The organism is Rhizobium leguminosarum (assembly GCF_010668065.1).
Classification (GTDB): Bacteria; Pseudomonadota; Alphaproteobacteria; order Rhizobiales; family Rhizobiaceae; genus Rhizobium; species Rhizobium leguminosarum_S.
In genome coordinates, this window is record NZ_WUEN01000008.1 from 95,531 (window position 1) to 110,334 (window position 14,804).

At 61.6% G+C, this 14,804-nt stretch carries 16 protein-coding genes; 8 read left to right on the forward strand and 8 right to left on the reverse strand.

Translation table 11 applies throughout. The annotated features are described in order from the left end of the window. Positions 1-174 precede the first annotated feature (174 nt). From GR198_RS21725 to GR198_RS21735, 3 genes are all read left to right on the forward strand, one after another. A complete protein-coding gene (locus tag GR198_RS21725) occupies positions 175-894 on the forward strand; it encodes a tellurite resistance TerB family protein (RefSeq protein WP_029871842.1) in 720 nt (239 codons plus the stop codon). Positions 895-957: 63 nt separating this feature from the next. Continuing rightward, positions 958-1,653, forward strand: coding sequence for a GNAT family N-acetyltransferase (locus GR198_RS21730; RefSeq protein ID WP_029871843.1), 696 nt, complete (start codon positions 958-960; stop codon positions 1,651-1,653). Next, positions 1,650-1,856: a hypothetical protein gene (locus GR198_RS21735; protein WP_029871844.1), complete on the forward strand. Its 207-nt coding sequence runs from the start codon at positions 1,650-1,652 to the stop codon at positions 1,854-1,856. The genes GR198_RS21730 and GR198_RS21735 overlap by 4 nt, the downstream gene beginning before the upstream one ends. 2 nt (positions 1,857-1,858) lie before the next feature. Here GR198_RS21735 and GR198_RS21740 read toward each other — a convergent pair whose 3' ends face one another. The 3 genes from GR198_RS21740 to GR198_RS21750 all read right to left on the reverse strand — a co-directional run bounded on the left by GR198_RS21740 (position 1,859) and on the right by GR198_RS21750 (position 4,686). Further along, positions 1,859-2,935, reverse strand: a complete 1,077-nt coding sequence (locus GR198_RS21740; RefSeq protein ID WP_164069571.1) for a nickel/cobalt transporter — start codon at positions 2,933-2,935, stop codon at positions 1,859-1,861. Beyond that, on the reverse strand, positions 2,929-3,570 hold the full coding sequence (locus GR198_RS21745; RefSeq protein WP_029871846.1) for a DUF1007 family protein: 642 nt from the start codon (positions 3,568-3,570) through the stop codon (positions 2,929-2,931). The genes GR198_RS21740 and GR198_RS21745 overlap by 7 nt, the downstream gene beginning before the upstream one ends. 222 nt (positions 3,571-3,792) lie before the next feature. Continuing rightward, positions 3,793-4,686 (reverse strand): LysR family transcriptional regulator, encoded by an 894-nt coding sequence (locus GR198_RS21750; protein WP_003542994.1) that lies wholly within the window; start codon positions 4,684-4,686, stop codon positions 3,793-3,795. A 527-nt stretch (positions 4,687-5,213) separates the two neighbouring features. Between GR198_RS21750 and odc2 the strand changes: the two genes are divergently transcribed. From odc2 to GR198_RS21770, 4 genes are all read left to right on the forward strand, one after another. Then, entirely contained in the window at positions 5,214-6,347 is a 1,134-nt protein-coding gene (gene odc2 / locus GR198_RS21755; RefSeq protein WP_164069572.1) for an ornithine/lysine decarboxylase, read from the forward strand. 94 nt (positions 6,348-6,441) lie between these two features. Beyond that, entirely contained in the window at positions 6,442-7,032 is a 591-nt protein-coding gene (locus GR198_RS21760; RefSeq protein WP_017962144.1) for a GNAT family N-acetyltransferase, read from the forward strand. Positions 7,033-7,297: 265 nt separating this feature from the next. Next, positions 7,298-8,326 carry a serine hydrolase domain-containing protein gene (locus GR198_RS21765; protein ID WP_164069602.1) on the forward strand — a complete coding sequence of 343 codons (1,029 nt, stop codon included), beginning with the start codon at positions 7,298-7,300 and terminating at the stop codon, positions 8,324-8,326. A 154-nt stretch (positions 8,327-8,480) separates the two neighbouring features. After that, positions 8,481-9,638, forward strand: a complete 1,158-nt coding sequence (locus GR198_RS21770) for a GGDEF domain-containing protein (RefSeq protein ID WP_164069573.1) — start codon at positions 8,481-8,483, stop codon at positions 9,636-9,638. Positions 9,639-9,672: 34 nt separating this feature from the next. Here GR198_RS21770 and cysE read toward each other — a convergent pair whose 3' ends face one another. The 5 genes from cysE to GR198_RS21795 form a co-directional block, all read right to left on the reverse strand. Beyond that, positions 9,673-10,491, reverse strand: coding sequence for a serine O-acetyltransferase (gene cysE / locus GR198_RS21775; protein WP_164069574.1), 819 nt, complete (start codon positions 10,489-10,491; stop codon positions 9,673-9,675). Between the two features lie 120 nt (positions 10,492-10,611). After that, entirely contained in the window at positions 10,612-11,109 is a 498-nt protein-coding gene (locus tag GR198_RS21780) for a GNAT family N-acetyltransferase (RefSeq protein ID WP_164069575.1), read from the reverse strand. A 15-nt stretch (positions 11,110-11,124) separates the two neighbouring features. Beyond that, positions 11,125-12,114: a WD40 repeat domain-containing protein gene (locus GR198_RS21785; protein ID WP_164069576.1), complete on the reverse strand. Its 990-nt coding sequence runs from the start codon at positions 12,112-12,114 to the stop codon at positions 11,125-11,127. Beyond that, positions 12,114-13,208 carry a CobW family GTP-binding protein gene (locus GR198_RS21790; RefSeq protein WP_164024238.1) on the reverse strand — a complete coding sequence of 365 codons (1,095 nt, stop codon included), beginning with the start codon at positions 13,206-13,208 and terminating at the stop codon, positions 12,114-12,116. The genes GR198_RS21785 and GR198_RS21790 overlap by 1 nt, the downstream gene beginning before the upstream one ends. Before the next feature lie 148 nt (positions 13,209-13,356). Further along, on the reverse strand, positions 13,357-14,145 hold the full coding sequence (locus GR198_RS21795) for a creatininase family protein (RefSeq protein ID WP_164047471.1): 789 nt from the start codon (positions 14,143-14,145) through the stop codon (positions 13,357-13,359). An 85-nt stretch (positions 14,146-14,230) separates the two neighbouring features. Between GR198_RS21795 and GR198_RS21800 the strand changes: the two genes are divergently transcribed. Further along, positions 14,231-14,743, forward strand: coding sequence for a MarR family winged helix-turn-helix transcriptional regulator (locus GR198_RS21800; protein ID WP_164047472.1), 513 nt, complete (start codon positions 14,231-14,233; stop codon positions 14,741-14,743). The last annotated feature ends 61 nt before the right edge of the window (positions 14,744-14,804 follow it).

Consider the following 14,804-nt stretch of genomic DNA (forward strand, 5'->3'; position numbering starts at 1 on the left):
GATCCGCCGCTTGAGCCAATTTCTTGAGGAAACCCTCACGCCCAGACAATCTCCCTCCTTGTGGGGGAGATGCCCGGCAGGGCAGAGGGGGTGGCAACTCGGCACGCGGCATTTGTATTTCACCCGTCGCAAACCTATGTACTCCTCCAGTTTCAAACAGGGAGATGACGAGGAATGTTCGACGCAAAGAAGCTTCTCGACCAGTTTTTGGGTTCGCAGGTGCCAGGTCTTGGCGGTTCGGTCCGCGACAGGGCCGGTGACGCCGTGCAGACGGCAAAGAACAATCCGCTGGCGACAGGTGCGATTGCAGCCGCGCTTCTCGGCACCAAGACCGGTCGGGGTATTGCCGGCAATGCACTAGCGATCGGCGGTCTTGCCGCGATTGCCGGCCTCGGCTACCAGGCCTACAAGAATTATCAGGCGGGGCAGGCGCCCGCTGCCCCTTCCGATGCACCGTCCGCCAATAATCCGGTCCTTCTGCCGCCGCCGGCCGAGTCCGGTTTCGGACCGACGTCGCCTGCCGGCAGCAATGAATTCGTGCTGGTGCTGATCCGCGCGATGATCGCCGCCGCCAAGGCCGACGGCCATATCGACGATGCCGAACGCGCCCTCATCATGGACAAGGTCAAGGCCGCCGATGTCAGCGGCGAGGCTGCCGCCTTCATCGAGCATGAACTCGCTTCGCCGACGGATATCGATGCGCTCGTTGCCGCAGCGACGACGGAAGAACAGCGCGTCGAGCTTTACACCGCCTCGCGGCTGACCATCGACCCGGATTCGCGCGCCGAGCGCGGTTATCTCGATCTGCTTGCCGGCCGCCTCGGCCTTGCCGACCAGTTGGTCGACCATATCGAGGCGACGGTGTCGTCGGCCAAGACGACCTTGTCACAGTGACATCTAGGCCGGTTGCCTTTGTCGGGCGGCTGGCCTATCCACTCTTCCGAAAAGGGAGTGGACATGCGCGATCTCACAAATTTCAAGGGCTGCCCGGCGCCGAAGCCGGTCACACTGAAGGGCCGTTTCGTTACCGTGGAGCCCTATCGGCGCGCGGAACATCTCGAGGCGCTGTGGGACGGGCTCGGCGGCATGGGCATCAATCCGCTGCTTCTCTATTTCGCCCAGGACGACTTCTCCGGTATCGACGATTTCGCCAACTGGCTGGAAACCGTCTACACCAAGTCCGGCTGGCTCACCCATATCTTCCGCGACAACGCCACCGGCAAGATTGTGGGCATGGCGAATTACATGCGCGCCGACCCGGCAAACGGTGTCGTCGAGATCGGCGGTGTGGCGCATGGCGTTGAGATGAAGCGTTCGCCGCTTTCAACCGAGGCGCATTATCTGATGGCCAAGCACGTCTTCGAGGATCTCGGCTACCGCCGCTACGAATGGAAATGCGACAATAACAACGAGGCGAGCAAGACGACGGCGGCGCGTTACGGCTTCAGCTTCGAAGGGGTCTTCCGCCAGCACATGATCTCCAAGCATCGCAATCGCGACACCGCCTGGTTCTCGATGATCGACGCCGAATGGCCGATGATCAACGATGCCTTCGAAGCCTGGCTCGCGCCCGGGAATTTCGACGCCGAGGGCAACCAGGTTCGCCGCCTGCAGGATATTCGCGCTGATCTTGAAAAGGAAAGGCTCGCGTGAGCCCGGAGAGCCGCTCGCAGGCAATCGCCGCCGCCATCATCTTGCTTAGCGCCGCCCTCGTCATCTATTTCCTGCCGACCATCGTGCTGTGGATCGGCAATTTCTCGCCGACGCTGGCGATCGTCGTCGGCGTCTGCCTGATCATGGCGTTTTTCGCGGTCTTCTGGCTGCGGGCGCGCTATCAGCGCGGCCGGGGAAAGTAATTTTATCCCTGCAGCGAGGCTCCGAGCAGCAGGGCGCCCATCAGCATGACGAGCACGGCGCCGAGGATTTCGATGGCATTGCCGACCCAGATCGAGGCGGTCGAGCCGCGTCCGGAGAGGCGGACGGCCGCACTCTTGGCAGTGACGGCAAGTGTGGCAAGCAGGGAAACGGTGATCGCCGTGCCGAGCGACATGGCAGCGACCGACAGCACGCCGCCGAGATAGAGCCCGTTCAGCAGTGAGAAGGTCATGACCAGAAGTGCGCCGGAGCAGGGGCGCAGACCGACGGCAACGATCGCCGACCAGGCCTCGCGGGCGCTGAACTTGTCGCCGCCGAGCAGTGCCGGATCGGGCACATGGGCATTGCCGCAGGTCTCGCAGACCATGCCGGGAACGAAGGTGTGGCCGGCTTCGACAGCCTGCGCCTTGCCGTTGAAGGCATAGGCCTGGCGTTCGGCCGCATTGTCCTTCCAGTCGAGCATCATGCTGACCGGGCCGGCGGGCGTTGCCATCAGCCGGCGGCGCGGCATATTGCCCGCCATCGAGCGCAGTTTGCGAAACAGCAGCCAGCCGCCGAACAGGATGACCATGACGAAGCTTAAGATCTCCATCGCATGGGTCGCTGCCGTCAGCGTGATGCCGGTGCCACGCAGCACCAGCCAGGCGCCGCCGACCAGCGCCACCGCCATCACGCCCTGGACGAAGGCCGAAATGAAGGAAATCACGACGCCGCGCTTCAGCTCGACCTCGTTGGCGATCATGTAGGAGGAGATGACCGCCTTGCCGTGGCCCGGGCCGGCGGCATGGAAGACGCCGTAGGCGAAGGAGAGGCCGATCAGCGATGCCAGCTGCCACGGGTCCTGGCGCATCGCCTTCAAGGCGCCGGTCAGCGCCCGATAGAAGGCCTGCTGCTCATAGTTCACATAGAGCAAAAGCGGTGCGAGCGGCCCGCCTGTCGGCTGGAAGCTCGGCTCCGCCGTGCCGATGCCGAGCGGCGATTGCGCATGGGCGAGGCTTGCAGCCGTTACCAGCGCAAGGGTTGCAGCGGAAAGGATGAGGGGCAGGCGTTTCGTCAGCATGTGACCTCCAGCCGGGTGGCGAAGAGTTTGGACATGTTGGTGCCGGTGGGATCGTTGAAGAAAGCGTCCGTCAGCGACTGTTTATTTTGCGAGATCACCTCGTCGGCATCCGGTCGCACCACCTGATGTTTGCAGGCCTTGAAGCCGTCTCCGACGATCGCCAGCTCGGTGTCGGTGGGAAAATCGATCGAGGTGTAGAGCGTCGGATCGTAGACGCCGAAGGTGAGCCGGCCCTTCAGCGGCATCTTCTCCACCGGCTTCACCGCAAAGAACATCAGCAGCTGGCCATCCTTGTAGTCGACATGGATGATGTCGGGCTTCTGAACGGTGATGTTCTTCCCGTTGATCGTCAGGTTCATGTAGTAGTCGTAATCGGCAAGAGACTTCTTGACCGTGTTGCCGACGTCGGTCAGCTCGTTCGGCTCCAGCTTCAGGTCGGTGTTCTTGTCGAAATCCATGACCACTGAGGAGGAAAAGACCTCGTCGAAGCGCCAGACATTGCGCAGCTCCTCGACACTGCCGTCCTTGCCGGCCACGACTTCGAGGCGCGCTTCCACGAAGATGTGCGGATGCGCAAAGGCGGCGGCCGGCGCCAGCGAAAGAAGCGCGGCCATCAGTATCGTTGAATGTCTCATCTATCCCGCTGCCCTGTTCGCTGCCCCTGACTTCTTGCCAGAAATTGGGACGGAATTGGGACCGGGCTCTGCATCGGCTTCGCTGGGTCGGATGCCACTGCATAATTTAAGGATAAAATTATGCAGCGATTCAAAGTGCTACAGCGTCCTTTGCGCGTCTAAAAAGACGCGCGGCGCTGTAGAGCGGGGCGGAATGTCGCATCGCTTCGCAAGGGCGCCGGCTTACGGATGTTTCTTGAACCAGTTGTGCAGGTAATCGACGAAGATTCTTACCTTGGCCGGCAGGTAGCGCCGGTGCGGGTAGACGGCATAGATGCCGCGGTCGGTCGGGGTGTAATCGTTGAACAGGGTCACCAGTTCGCCGCTCTCGATCGGCTTGCGGGCGATGAAATCCGGGATGAAGGCTACGCCGATGCCGGCCAGTGCTGCGCGTAATGTCGCATGAGGGCTGTTGACCTCTATCGGTCCGGAAACGGCGACGGCGAACGAGGTGTTGTCGGGATTGTGGAAGCGGATGCTCGCCTGGGTGCGCGCATTGGTATCGACGATGAAGGGGACGCTGGAAAGGGCCGTTGGGTGATCGAGATCGGGATAACGCTCGAGAAATTCAGGGGTGGCGCAGATATGGATGCGGAAATCCGAGATCTTGCGAGCGATCATGCCGGAATCTTCGAGCTTGGTGATGCGGATCGCCACGTCGAAGCCTTCCTCGATCAGATCGACAAACCGGTCGTCGGCGGCGATCTCCAGTGAAAGGTCCGGGTTCTCCTTGGCGAAATCGATCAGCGACTGGCCGACATCGGCATCGACAAAGGTGCGCGGCACCGAGATGCGCAGCCGTCCCTTGAGCTGCGCATTGTTCTCACGCACGAGATCGGCGAGGTTGTCGATCTCCTTCAAGATATCGGAGGCGGTGCGATAATAGGTATGGCCGGCTTCGGTCATCGAGAACTGCCGGGTGGTGCGGTTGAGCAGCAGGGCGCCGAGCTCATCCTCCAATTCGCGCACATATTTGGAGAGCAGCGCCTTGGAGCGACCGGTGCGCCGTGCCGCGGCGGAGAAGCCTTCGGCCTCGACGACATCGATGAAGGCGCGTATGCGGGTCAAGGTATCCATGGCACCCCTCAGGCTGTTTCGGAATGTTGAACAAATTGGCTCGTCTTGTTCAATAATTTTTTTAGTCCGAGATCAAAAAATCGCTTGATTATGAAGGCGAATATTCTTATTTCCCACTCAGCCCAAAGTCGCACGTGCCCATGGGTGTCCGCCGAACCCTCGAATTGGTGAGGAAATCGGTAAGGTACCTGGAATTAACCCCTCCAGTCGCTATTCCGGCCAACCGGAAAATGCGAGGACGCCTGAAGCAACGACGGTGCGGGCCTTTTTGTTCTCTCCCTGCTTTCCATCAGCGGGGGTTACTGAAGAGGCACACCATCATTGCCGGAAGTGCGGTTGGGATTCTCCCTCCAATCCATGGCAGACAAAGCCGAACTTACACCGCATCGCGGCGTTGGTTCACTATTTGCGCATCGAGCGCTTGCTATGGTTCCGGGGTCTCCACCGGCTGGTTCCAATGCGAGCAATCGTATGCCCTTTGTCCTCCGGTTCATGCCGGAGCTCTGGAATTGGAAGAGGGAATCGATATGACCACCCAGCGCATCCGCGACTTTCTCGCAACCCGACGTCCCGATGGTCCCTGCCTCGTGGTTGACCTCGACGTCGTTCGCGACAATTTCCACGCTTTCCGTCACGCCATGCCGGACAGCGCCATCTATTATGCCGTCAAGGCCAACCCGGCCCCGGAAGTGCTGAAGCTGCTCGCAGGCCTCGGCTCCAATTTCGATTGCGCATCCGTTGCCGAAATCGAAATGGCGCTCGACGCCGGTGCGACCGCTGCCCGCATCTCCTACGGCAACACGATCAAGAAGGAACGTGACGTTGCCCGCGCGCATGCGCTCGGCGTCAGCCTCTTTGCCGTCGACAGCCATGAGGAAGTCGAGAAGATCTCGCGCGCCGCTCCCGGCGCCCGTGTCTTCTGCCGCGTGCTCACGGATGGCGAAGGCGCCGAATGGCCGCTGTCGCGCAAGTTCGGCTGCGTTCCGCAGATGGCTGTCGACGTTCTCGTCTACGCCCATCAGCTTGGCCTGCAGTCCTATGGCGTCTCGTTCCATGTCGGTTCGCAGATGACCAAGGTCGATGCCTGGGATTCGGCGCTCGCCGATGCCAAGCGCGTGTTCGTATCGCTTGCCAAGCAGGGCATCCACCTGCAGATGGTCAACATGGGCGGCGGCTTCCCGACCAAGTACCTGCGTGACGTTCCGTCCGCAGAAGCTTACGGCAAGTCGATCTACCAGGCGCTGCGCACGCATTTCGGCAACCAGATCCCGCAGACGATCATCGAGCCGGGCCGCGGCATGGTCGGCAATGCCGGTGTCATCAAGGCGGAAGTCGTTCTGATTTCGAAGAAGTCGGATAATGACGATGCCCGCTGGGTCTTCCTCGACATCGGCAAGTTCGGCGGTCTCGCCGAGACGATGGACGAAGCCATCCGCTATCCGATCCGCACGGAACACGACGGCGACGAGATGGAGCCCTGCGTCATTGCCGGTCCGACCTGCGATTCGGCCGACGTGCTCTACGAGAAGAACCTCTATCCGCTGCCGATCTCCCTTTCGATCGGCGACGAGGTCCTGATCGAAGGCACCGGCGCCTATACGACGACCTATTGCGCGGTCGCTTTCAACGGTTTCGACCCGTTGAAGGCCTACGTCATCTAAGGTCGTTTCCGCCGGCCCCGTAACCAGCCGGGGCGGCAACTTCACAATTTTCCTTCATCGCCGCTGATAACGGTATTGGGTACGGGAGGCCAAGATGGCCGCTGTTCTTGATTCTGTCCGCGCATTCTTTGCGCCTACCACTTTCGCCATCGACGCCGAAAATCCCTCGGATGTCGTTGCGCGTGAAAACCTGCTCGACCGCGTCATGGGTCCGGATCGCCGCAAGAAGTCGTCGGAGAAGATCCGCCGCAACCGCGTCCCGGCCGAGGGCCTTGCGCTCGTCGCGCGCGATCGCGACGGCCATGTCATCGGCTCGGTGCGGCTCTGGAACATCGAGGCCGGCGTCAATGACGAAGGCACGCCGATCAATGCGCTGCTGCTCGGACCGCTCGCCGTTGCGCCCCATCAGGGCGGCAAGGGCATCGGCTCGGCGCTGATGCGCGCGGCGATTCTCGAAGCGAAGAAGCGCGGGCACGGCGCCGTCCTGCTCGTCGGCGATGCTGCCTATTACGAGCGCTTCGGCTTCTTTGCCGAAAAGGCTCGCCATCTTGTCATGCCGGGTCCGTTCGAACGCTCGCGCTTTCTGGCGCTCGAACTCACGGAAGGCTGGCTTGACGGCGCGGCCGGCATGATTGTCCCTTCGGGACGCATGCTGACCGGTGCCCCGGTTCGCCGCGCAGCCTAGAACGGGATTGGGCCGGGTCGGCCTGAAACGACACGCGGAGCCGTAAGGCTGCGCCGACCGGCCGGCCAGGTTGGGAATTTTTCCCCCGGCTGGTAATATCCGCGCCGTTTGACCACGCAGGCTGGCGGGCCTGGTGTGGTTGCGGCGCGGATTGTCTTTCTGGCATCAAGTTTCGAAAAGGCGCCGGCAGCACGCGGAAACACAATCGCGTGAAATGGGTCGCCGGCCCGCGAACATATCGCGGCGATATCCTATCTTGCATCGCATGATCCGCCTTCTTTCCCTTCTGCTTTTCTTCTGCCTGCCGCTTGCAGCAACGGGGCCGGCGGCTGCCCAGAGCACGGCTTCCGGCGTCGGCGGGCTTGGTCCGCGTCTCGATCGCGCGGCGAGCGACCCCGCGATGAGGCCTCTCAAGACGGTGATTGTTGCTCGCGACGGGCGCGTGCTCAGCGAACGTGGGTTCCATGGTCATTCGCCCTCGGAATCGACCAATATCAAATCCGCTTCGAAGTCTATCATTTCGGCGCTGGTCGGTATCGCCATCGACAAAGGCCTGCTCGAGGGGCCGGACCAGAAGATCGCGCCGATCCTGAAGGCCGATCTTCCGGCATCACCGGACCCGCGCATCAACGACGTCACCATCGGCAATCTTCTCTCCATGCAGGCTGGGCTCGATCGCATGTCGGGGGCGAACTACGGCCGCTGGGTCTCCTCGCGCAACTGGGTGCGCTTTGCGCTGTCGCAGCCTTTCGTCGATCAGCCCGGCGGCGAGATGCTCTATTCCACCGCCTCCACGCATCTGCTGTCGGCCATTCTCACCAGGGTCGGCCGGCGGTCGACGCTGACATTGGCGCGCGAATGGCTGGGTCCTGTCGAAGGTTTCCGCATTGGCGCATGGGAGCGCGATCCGCAGGGCATCTATCTCGGCGGCAATCAGATGGCGATGAGCGCCCGGTCCCTGCTTGCCTTCGGCGAACTCTACCGCAACGGCGGCAAGACCACCGACGGCCGCCAGATCGTTCCTGCCGACTGGATCGCCCAGTCGTGGCAGCAGCGCACCAACTCGCGCTTCTCCGGCGATGAATATGGCTATGGCTGGTTCACGCGGCAGATCGGTGGCGAGCAGGTGCATTTTGCCTGGGGATATGGCGGGCAGATGCTCTACATCGTGCCGTCGCTCGATCTCACCGTCGTCATGACCTCGGAAGAGAGCGGTCCGTCTGCCCGAAACGGCTACAGGGACTTGCTGCACGGTCTGTTGGCGGACATCATCGGCTCGGTGCGGGCCGCTTGACGACAGGGCCGCGCGTCTTTCAGACGCGCCAAGGGTCTGTAGGATTTTGAATTATGCAGCGGGAAAAACCCGCGATCGTTAAATTTTTAGCGAAGGCTCCAATCAAACCGCAAAACGCTTCCTGTAAGTTCCGCGAGAATTTCGGGAAAGCGCCATGCTGCTGGATCTCAGGACAATCTATTTCATTGTTGCCGTGAGCTGTTTTGTGCTGGGCATTCTCCAGCTTGCAGCCTATGCGACGGGTCGCTTCGAGAGGTGGCCGCTGTGGTGGGGCTTGAGCAACCTTCTTGTCGGTGTCGGCTCGTTTCTCGTCGCGCTGCGTAATCTCGTTCCCTACTCGGTCTCGGTCGACGGCGGCAATATCGTCACCATCGCCGGCTACATGCTGATGTTCTTTGCCGTGCGGGTGTTTTCGGGACGAGCGCTCGACCAGCGCACTTTCTGGCTTGCCATCTTGCTCGTCAGCGTTCCTGTCGTCCTCATCGTCAGCGATCCATCGGCAGTCTCGGCGAGGCTCCTCTACGTCTCCGTCATCTGCTGCCTTTGCGATCTTGCCGTTGCAAGGGAGGCGATCAGCATTGTCCGGCGCGAGAGGCTCTATTCGGCAGCCTTGCTTGTCGGCCTCTACGCCTGCACTGCCGCGATCTTTGCGGTTCGCAGCATTCTCGCGGCGACCGGTGAGATCGGTGGACCGGATCCTTTCGGCGGCAGTGCAATTCACAGCTGGATGGCGGTATCGGCGGTCGCGTTCATCATGCTGCGCAGCATGGCCATGGTGCTGATGGCCGCCGAGCGCAGCCGAAATCAGCTGACCGAACTCGCTCACCACGATCCGCTGACCGGCGCGCTCAATCGCGGCGGCCTTGCCCAGCATCTGCCGACTCTCGGTTCCCAGCCAGTGTCGCTGCTGATCATCGATATCGACCATTTCAAGCAACTGAACGACAGGCATGGCCATGCCGCCGGTGACGACATCCTGCGGCTTTTCGCCAGTGTTTCGAGAGGCATCATGCGCTCCGACGATCTGCTTGCCCGCCAAGGTGGAGATGAGTTCCTGGCGGTGCTGAAAAACGTTTCCCGGGAGGATGCGGTGGCGATTGCCGAGCGCATCCGTCTCGCTTTCGCCGCTGCCGTCATGCAGCGGCCGGATCTGGCCGTCTTTCCGACGCTGAGCGTCGGTGTCGCCGCGCGTGCGGAAAGCGGCGGAGATTTTGAACGGCTGATGCAGAAGGCCGACGAGGCGCTCTATCGTTCGAAGCGCGAAGGCCGTAACCGGGTCGAAGTCTTCTGGGAAAATCAGCAGGCCGCTTAGCGAAAAGGGCCGAACTCTTTATCTCGGAGCGATCCTAGATGTTCTGGTCCATCGTCTCGGCGGGGATTTCATCGGCGCGGTGGATGCGTACGACGGCGGCTGGCACGCCGGCGACCGTGCAATGCTCGGGCACCGATTTGAGCACGACGCTACCGGCGGCAACTTTGCTGAAGGCGCCGATTTCGATATTGCCGAGGATCTTGGCGCCGGCGCCGATCATCACGCCGTGGCGGATCTTCGGGTGGCGGTCGCCGGTTTCCTTGCCGGTGCCCCCGAGCGTGACGTTCTGCAGGATAGACACTTCATCCTCGATGACAGCCGTTTCGCCGATGACGATGCCCGAACCGTGGTCGAGCATGATGGATGCGCCGATGCGTGCCGCCGGATGGATATCCGGGCCGAAGACCAGCGAAACGAGATTGGCGAGCCAGCTGGCGATCTCCGGACGGCCGGCGATCCAGAGCGCATGGGCGATGCGATGCGTCTCAAGCGCATGAAAGCCCTTCAGATTGAGAAGCGCGTGCAGAAATGTCGTGCAGGCCGGATCGCGCTCGCGCACGGCGATGAGATCGGCCTCGACCTTCCGCATGATATCGTCATCAAGTGTGGACAGGATAAGATCGAACAGATCACCCGTTTCCACCTGCGCTACGGAGAGCCGCGCGGCCAGCACGCGGGCGATGATCTCATCGTTGTTGGCAGTGTCGGTTACCTGAGCGGCAAGCAGCTGCCTCAATATCGGCTCGCGCGCGGCGAGCTCGGCCGCCTCGGCGCGAATCACGGTCCAGACGGATGCGTCGGCCAAAGGCTGCGGCTGTTGCCCGGCTAAACCGAGGCGGGTCGATTTCGACATTTCCGTTTCCTCTGTCAGCCACGGCAGCGCAAAGCGCTTCCTGCTCGTGGTTCATGTTTCGCCCGGGCACGGCGTTTGGCAAGCCCCGATATCCTACGGCCTTGAGTCCGATAGCATATTCTAACCACCGGATGGCTGCAGGCGAGGGGTCACCTCCGGAAGCCGGCGCCAATGATAGAGCACATCAGGCTCCCGTTCTTCGTTGTCGGCGCCATCGGTTTCCTTCTCGGCGGTAAAACCGTGCCGTTCGTAGAAGCTGCGAGCGCCTGCATTACGCTTAAACGTCCAGAGCCTGATCTCGTTCATCTCGTCCTTGGCGCAGCCGAGGAGTGAAGAGCCGATGCCCATGCCCTGGAAACCGGGGAGAACGTAAAGCTGCTCTATCCAGTTGTCGCCATAGGCGATGACACCGACGAGCCGGTTGCCCATGGCAGCGCCGAGGATCGAGCAAGTCGGCAGCAGATGCATGCGCCAATACTGCTCCTCTTCCTCAGGCGTATGCACATCCGGCAGCCAGGGCAGCCGTTGCCACAGGGCGACACGTCTGATTCCGGCCGCCGCCTGCATATGGTCGGCCGTGAGCGCCACGATTTCGGGTTCCGTCAGGGCGTCGTCCATTGCCGGCAACGGGCCTCAAGCCGAAATATCGATGACACCACAATCGCCGGCTTCCGAGCCGAAGGCGAGCAGCTTGCCGTTTTTGCTCCAGCTCATCGCCGTGATCGCGCCCTTGCCAGGTCGGCGCAGCAGCGCTTCCTTGCTGTCGGCGATGCGCACGGCCAGAATCATGCCGTCGATGAAGCCGATGGCGAGGATGTCTTCGAGCGGATGGAACTTCACCGCGGTCGCCATGATATTGGCGCGGGTGCCGAGCTCCAGCGGCGCCTTGCCCATCGGCCCGTCCTTGCCCTGGAAGGGCCAGACGATTGCCGCAGGCGCGCCTGAAGACGCGAGCCACTTGCCCTTGACCGACCAGGAGAGTGATTTCACCTTGGAAGGGTAGCCGGTCATGCGCATGTGGCGGGCTTCGGTGCCGGGCTTGATGTCGAGCTTCCAGCCGTGCAGTGCGTTTTCCTGCATCGAGGTGACGAGGAAATTACCATCAGGCGAGAAGGTGACGCCGGTATGCGCACCCTTCCATTCAAGATCGACCGGCCTGGCATTCATGCCGATCCAGTGCAGCGACACACCGTTGTAGCGCGCCGCGGCGATGCGCAGCCCCTTCGGCGCAAAGGCAAGCCCTTCGACGGTGCGCTCCTCGGGGAATTCCTTGGTCGTGCCATCGGCAAGGCGCACCAGCGAACTCTTGCCGTAGGAATAGGCCACGGCACCCTGCGGGCCGGCTGCGACCTGCGAAATCCACTTGCGCGGCGCGGTCGCGATTTCGCTGACGCTGCCGTCGGCGGCAATGCGCAGCACTTTGCCGTCCTCGCCGCCCGAAATCAGGCTCTCGCTGTAGGGATCGCGGATCGCAGTGAGCATGCCCTGGTGGGCTTCGGAAACCCTGTCGCCGCCGTCCAGCCGGTGGAATGTACCGTTTGCGCTTGCGAAGAAGGGAACATCACCTAAAAATTCGACGGCCAGAACGTGGCCGTCGAGATCAAGCGGTGCAACTGTCGGCATCAGGCGGCTGCCTCGCAGGCCTTGAAGGAGGTTTCGAGCTTCTCGCGGTCGAGTTCGCGGCCGATGAAGACGAGACGGCTCTCGTGCTTTTCGCCTTCCTTCCACGGCCGCTGATGGTCGCCCTCGATGATCATATGCACACCCTGAACGACGTAACGCTCGGGATCGTCCTTGAAGGCGATGATGCCCTTGAGACGCAGAATATTCGGCCCCTGCGTCTGGGTGATCTTCTGGATCCAGGGGAAGAATCGCTCCGGGTTCATCTCGCCGCCGCGCAGCGACACCGACTGCACCGTCACATCGTGGATCGCCGACATCGCGCCATGATGATGGTCGTGGCCGTGGTCACCATGCTGATGACCGTGATGATCATGGTCATGATGATGGTGGTCGTGATCGCAATCGGGGCCGCAGACATGGTCGTCATGGCCGTGTTCCAGGAAATGCGGATCGTTTTCGAGCGCGCGCTCCAGGTTGAAGGCGCCCTGATCGAGCACGCGGGCGAGGTCGACGCCGGAGCGGCTGGTCTTGTAGACGCGGGCGGCCGGGTTGATGGCGCGGACGATATCCTCGATCACATCAAGTTCTTCCGGGGTCACCAGGTCGCTCTTGTTGATGATGACGACGTCGGCGAAGGCGATCTGGTCTTCGGCCTCGCGGCTGTCCTTCAGGCGTAGCGGCAGGTGCTTGGCATCGACGAGGGCGACGACGGCGTCGAGCTCGGTCTTGGCGCGCACATCGTCATCCATGAAGAAGGTCTGGGCGACCGGCACCGGATCGGCAAGGCCGGTCGTCTCGACGATGATGCCGTCGAAGCGGCCGGGGCGGCGCATCAGGCCTTCGACAACGCGGATCAGGTCGCCGCGCACCGTGCAGCAGACGCAGCCATTGTTCATCTCGTAGATTTCCTCGTCCGACTCGACGATCAGGTCGTTGTCGATGCCGATTTCGCCGAATTCATTGACGATGACCGCATATTTCTTGCCGTGATTTTCGGAGAGGATGCGGTTGAGCAGCGTCGTCTTGCCGGCGCCGAGATAACCGGTGAGCACGGTAACGGGAATAGGCTTCTGGGTGGAGATCGCGTCGGTCATGAGAACCTCTAGGATTAGGCGTGCGGCCGAGCGGCTTGGGATCGGCTGCTTGAACGGTTGGTCTCATATAATGGCTTGAGCGTGGCAGTTCAAAGGGTTTTATAATGTTATAAGATCACATCGTTTGCGCGGCGCAGATGACCCATATTCACCTGAGTTGCGCGACATCGAATGCATCGACATCGCTCAGCAATTCCACCAGTCCTTTTACCGCATGGGCAATCAGCGCCTCGCCTTTCTCTGCCGTCGCAGCTGCGGCATTGCCCGCCACGCCTTGCGTGTTGAGATCCGACATCTTCCAGCCGAAGGCGTGCGGCCCGTAGGCGCGCAGATGCTTGAAACTCTCGGCGAATTCCGTCTGTCGCGAGGAAAAGTCCGCCGCCTTCGCCATATCCACCTTGTCGGGATGAAGCGCCAGCATCACCGAGGTCTCGATATCGCCGCCATGGATGCCGATCGCCTTTTCCTCCGGCGTGATCACGCCATCCGGCACGCCGAAACGGGTCCAGCTCGTCGCCACCGCCAGCATGGCAAAGCGGACCCGCGCCTCGGTCGCGACGATTGATATGACGGGCGAATTGCCGCCATGGGCGTTCAGCATCACGAATTTGCGGATACCCTGCTTTGCCAGCCCCTCGGCGATGCCGAGCCAGCGGTATACCGCTTCGTCGAAGGCAAGCGTCTTCGTTCCTTCAACATCCACATGCTCTACGGAATAGCCGACAGATTCGGCAGGCAGGAAGGTGACCGGCCGGCCGGCGGGCAGGGCTATCTTCAATCGCTCGACGATGCCTTCGGCAATCAGGGTGTCGGTTTCGAAGGGCAGGTGAGGGCCGTGCTGTTCATGGGCGCCGAGCGGCAACACGGCGATCAGATGGCGCTCGTCAGGTGCAAAGGCTGGGTTGCTGTCCTCGAAGCGCGGCGAAGGTGTCATCATCCGGTCGTTGCCTCTTGTTTATGACGAGATCCTGAGCAATGTCATATCGCAGCGGCGTCGGGGCTTAAAGATCAAAGGGATGGCTATGGGAAAGAAGCACAAGGACGGCAAAAAGAACAAGTCCAAGAAGAAGGACCAGACCGAGTATACGCTCGTCGATCTCTCCCCGGCCCTGACCCAGGCGGCGCGTTCCATGCGGACGGTGCTCTCGCGCAACCTGCTTGAAAGCGGGCTCTATGCCGGCCAGGACGGCGTCATTCTCTCGCTTGCCGAGAGCGACGGCATGACGGCGGGCGGCCTTGCCCAGAAGCTCGGGGTCAAGGCGCCGACGATGACGCGCACGATCGGCCGCATGGAGGCGCAGGGCTTTCTCGAGCGCAAGCCCGATGCGGAAGATGCGCGCCTCACCAAGGTCTATCTCACCGAACTCGGCCGTGGCAGCGTGCAGGGGATCGAGATGGCGGCTTCGGCCTGCGACATGCTGGCGACGCAGGAGTTCTCCGAGAAGGAAATCCGCAATCTCGTCCGCCTGCTGAAGGCGATCGATGCCAATCTGCAGGCGGAAGCCATTCATATCGAAGAACCGGACGAAGACTGAAATTTCCCCGAAAGACGAATTGCTTCCATCGATTAAATCTTTTAATTAAACATTTTAAGGG

Excerpts from the sequence above, each read along its gene's own strand:
- GR198_RS21725 (WP_029871842.1), top strand. The coding sequence starts at position 175 with ATGTTCGACGCAAAGAAGCTTCTCGACCAGTTTTTGGGTTCGCAGGTG.
- GR198_RS21730 (WP_029871843.1), top strand. The coding sequence starts at position 958 with ATGCGCGATCTCACAAATTTCAAGGGCTGCCCGGCGCCGAAGCCGGTC.
- GR198_RS21740 (WP_164069571.1), bottom strand. The coding sequence starts at position 2,935 with ATGCTGACGAAACGCCTGCCCCTCATCCTTTCCGCTGCAACCCTTGCG.
- GR198_RS21745 (WP_029871846.1), bottom strand. The coding sequence starts at position 3,570 with ATGAGACATTCAACGATACTGATGGCCGCGCTTCTTTCGCTGGCGCCG.
- GR198_RS21750 (WP_003542994.1), bottom strand. The coding sequence starts at position 4,686 with ATGGATACCTTGACCCGCATACGCGCCTTCATCGATGTCGTCGAGGCC.
- odc2 (WP_164069572.1), top strand. The coding sequence starts at position 5,214 with ATGACCACCCAGCGCATCCGCGACTTTCTCGCAACCCGACGTCCCGAT.
- GR198_RS21760 (WP_017962144.1), top strand. The coding sequence starts at position 6,442 with ATGGCCGCTGTTCTTGATTCTGTCCGCGCATTCTTTGCGCCTACCACT.
- GR198_RS21765 (WP_164069602.1), top strand. The coding sequence starts at position 7,298 with ATGATCCGCCTTCTTTCCCTTCTGCTTTTCTTCTGCCTGCCGCTTGCA.
- GR198_RS21770 (WP_164069573.1), top strand. The coding sequence starts at position 8,481 with ATGCTGCTGGATCTCAGGACAATCTATTTCATTGTTGCCGTGAGCTGT.
- cysE (WP_164069574.1), bottom strand. The coding sequence starts at position 10,491 with ATGTCGAAATCGACCCGCCTCGGTTTAGCCGGGCAACAGCCGCAGCCT.
- GR198_RS21780 (WP_164069575.1), bottom strand. The coding sequence starts at position 11,109 with ATGGACGACGCCCTGACGGAACCCGAAATCGTGGCGCTCACGGCCGAC.
- GR198_RS21785 (WP_164069576.1), bottom strand. The coding sequence starts at position 12,114 with ATGCCGACAGTTGCACCGCTTGATCTCGACGGCCACGTTCTGGCCGTC.
- GR198_RS21790 (WP_164024238.1), bottom strand. The coding sequence starts at position 13,208 with ATGACCGACGCGATCTCCACCCAGAAGCCTATTCCCGTTACCGTGCTC.
- GR198_RS21795 (WP_164047471.1), bottom strand. The coding sequence starts at position 14,145 with ATGATGACACCTTCGCCGCGCTTCGAGGACAGCAACCCAGCCTTTGCA.
- GR198_RS21800 (WP_164047472.1), top strand. The coding sequence starts at position 14,231 with ATGGGAAAGAAGCACAAGGACGGCAAAAAGAACAAGTCCAAGAAGAAG.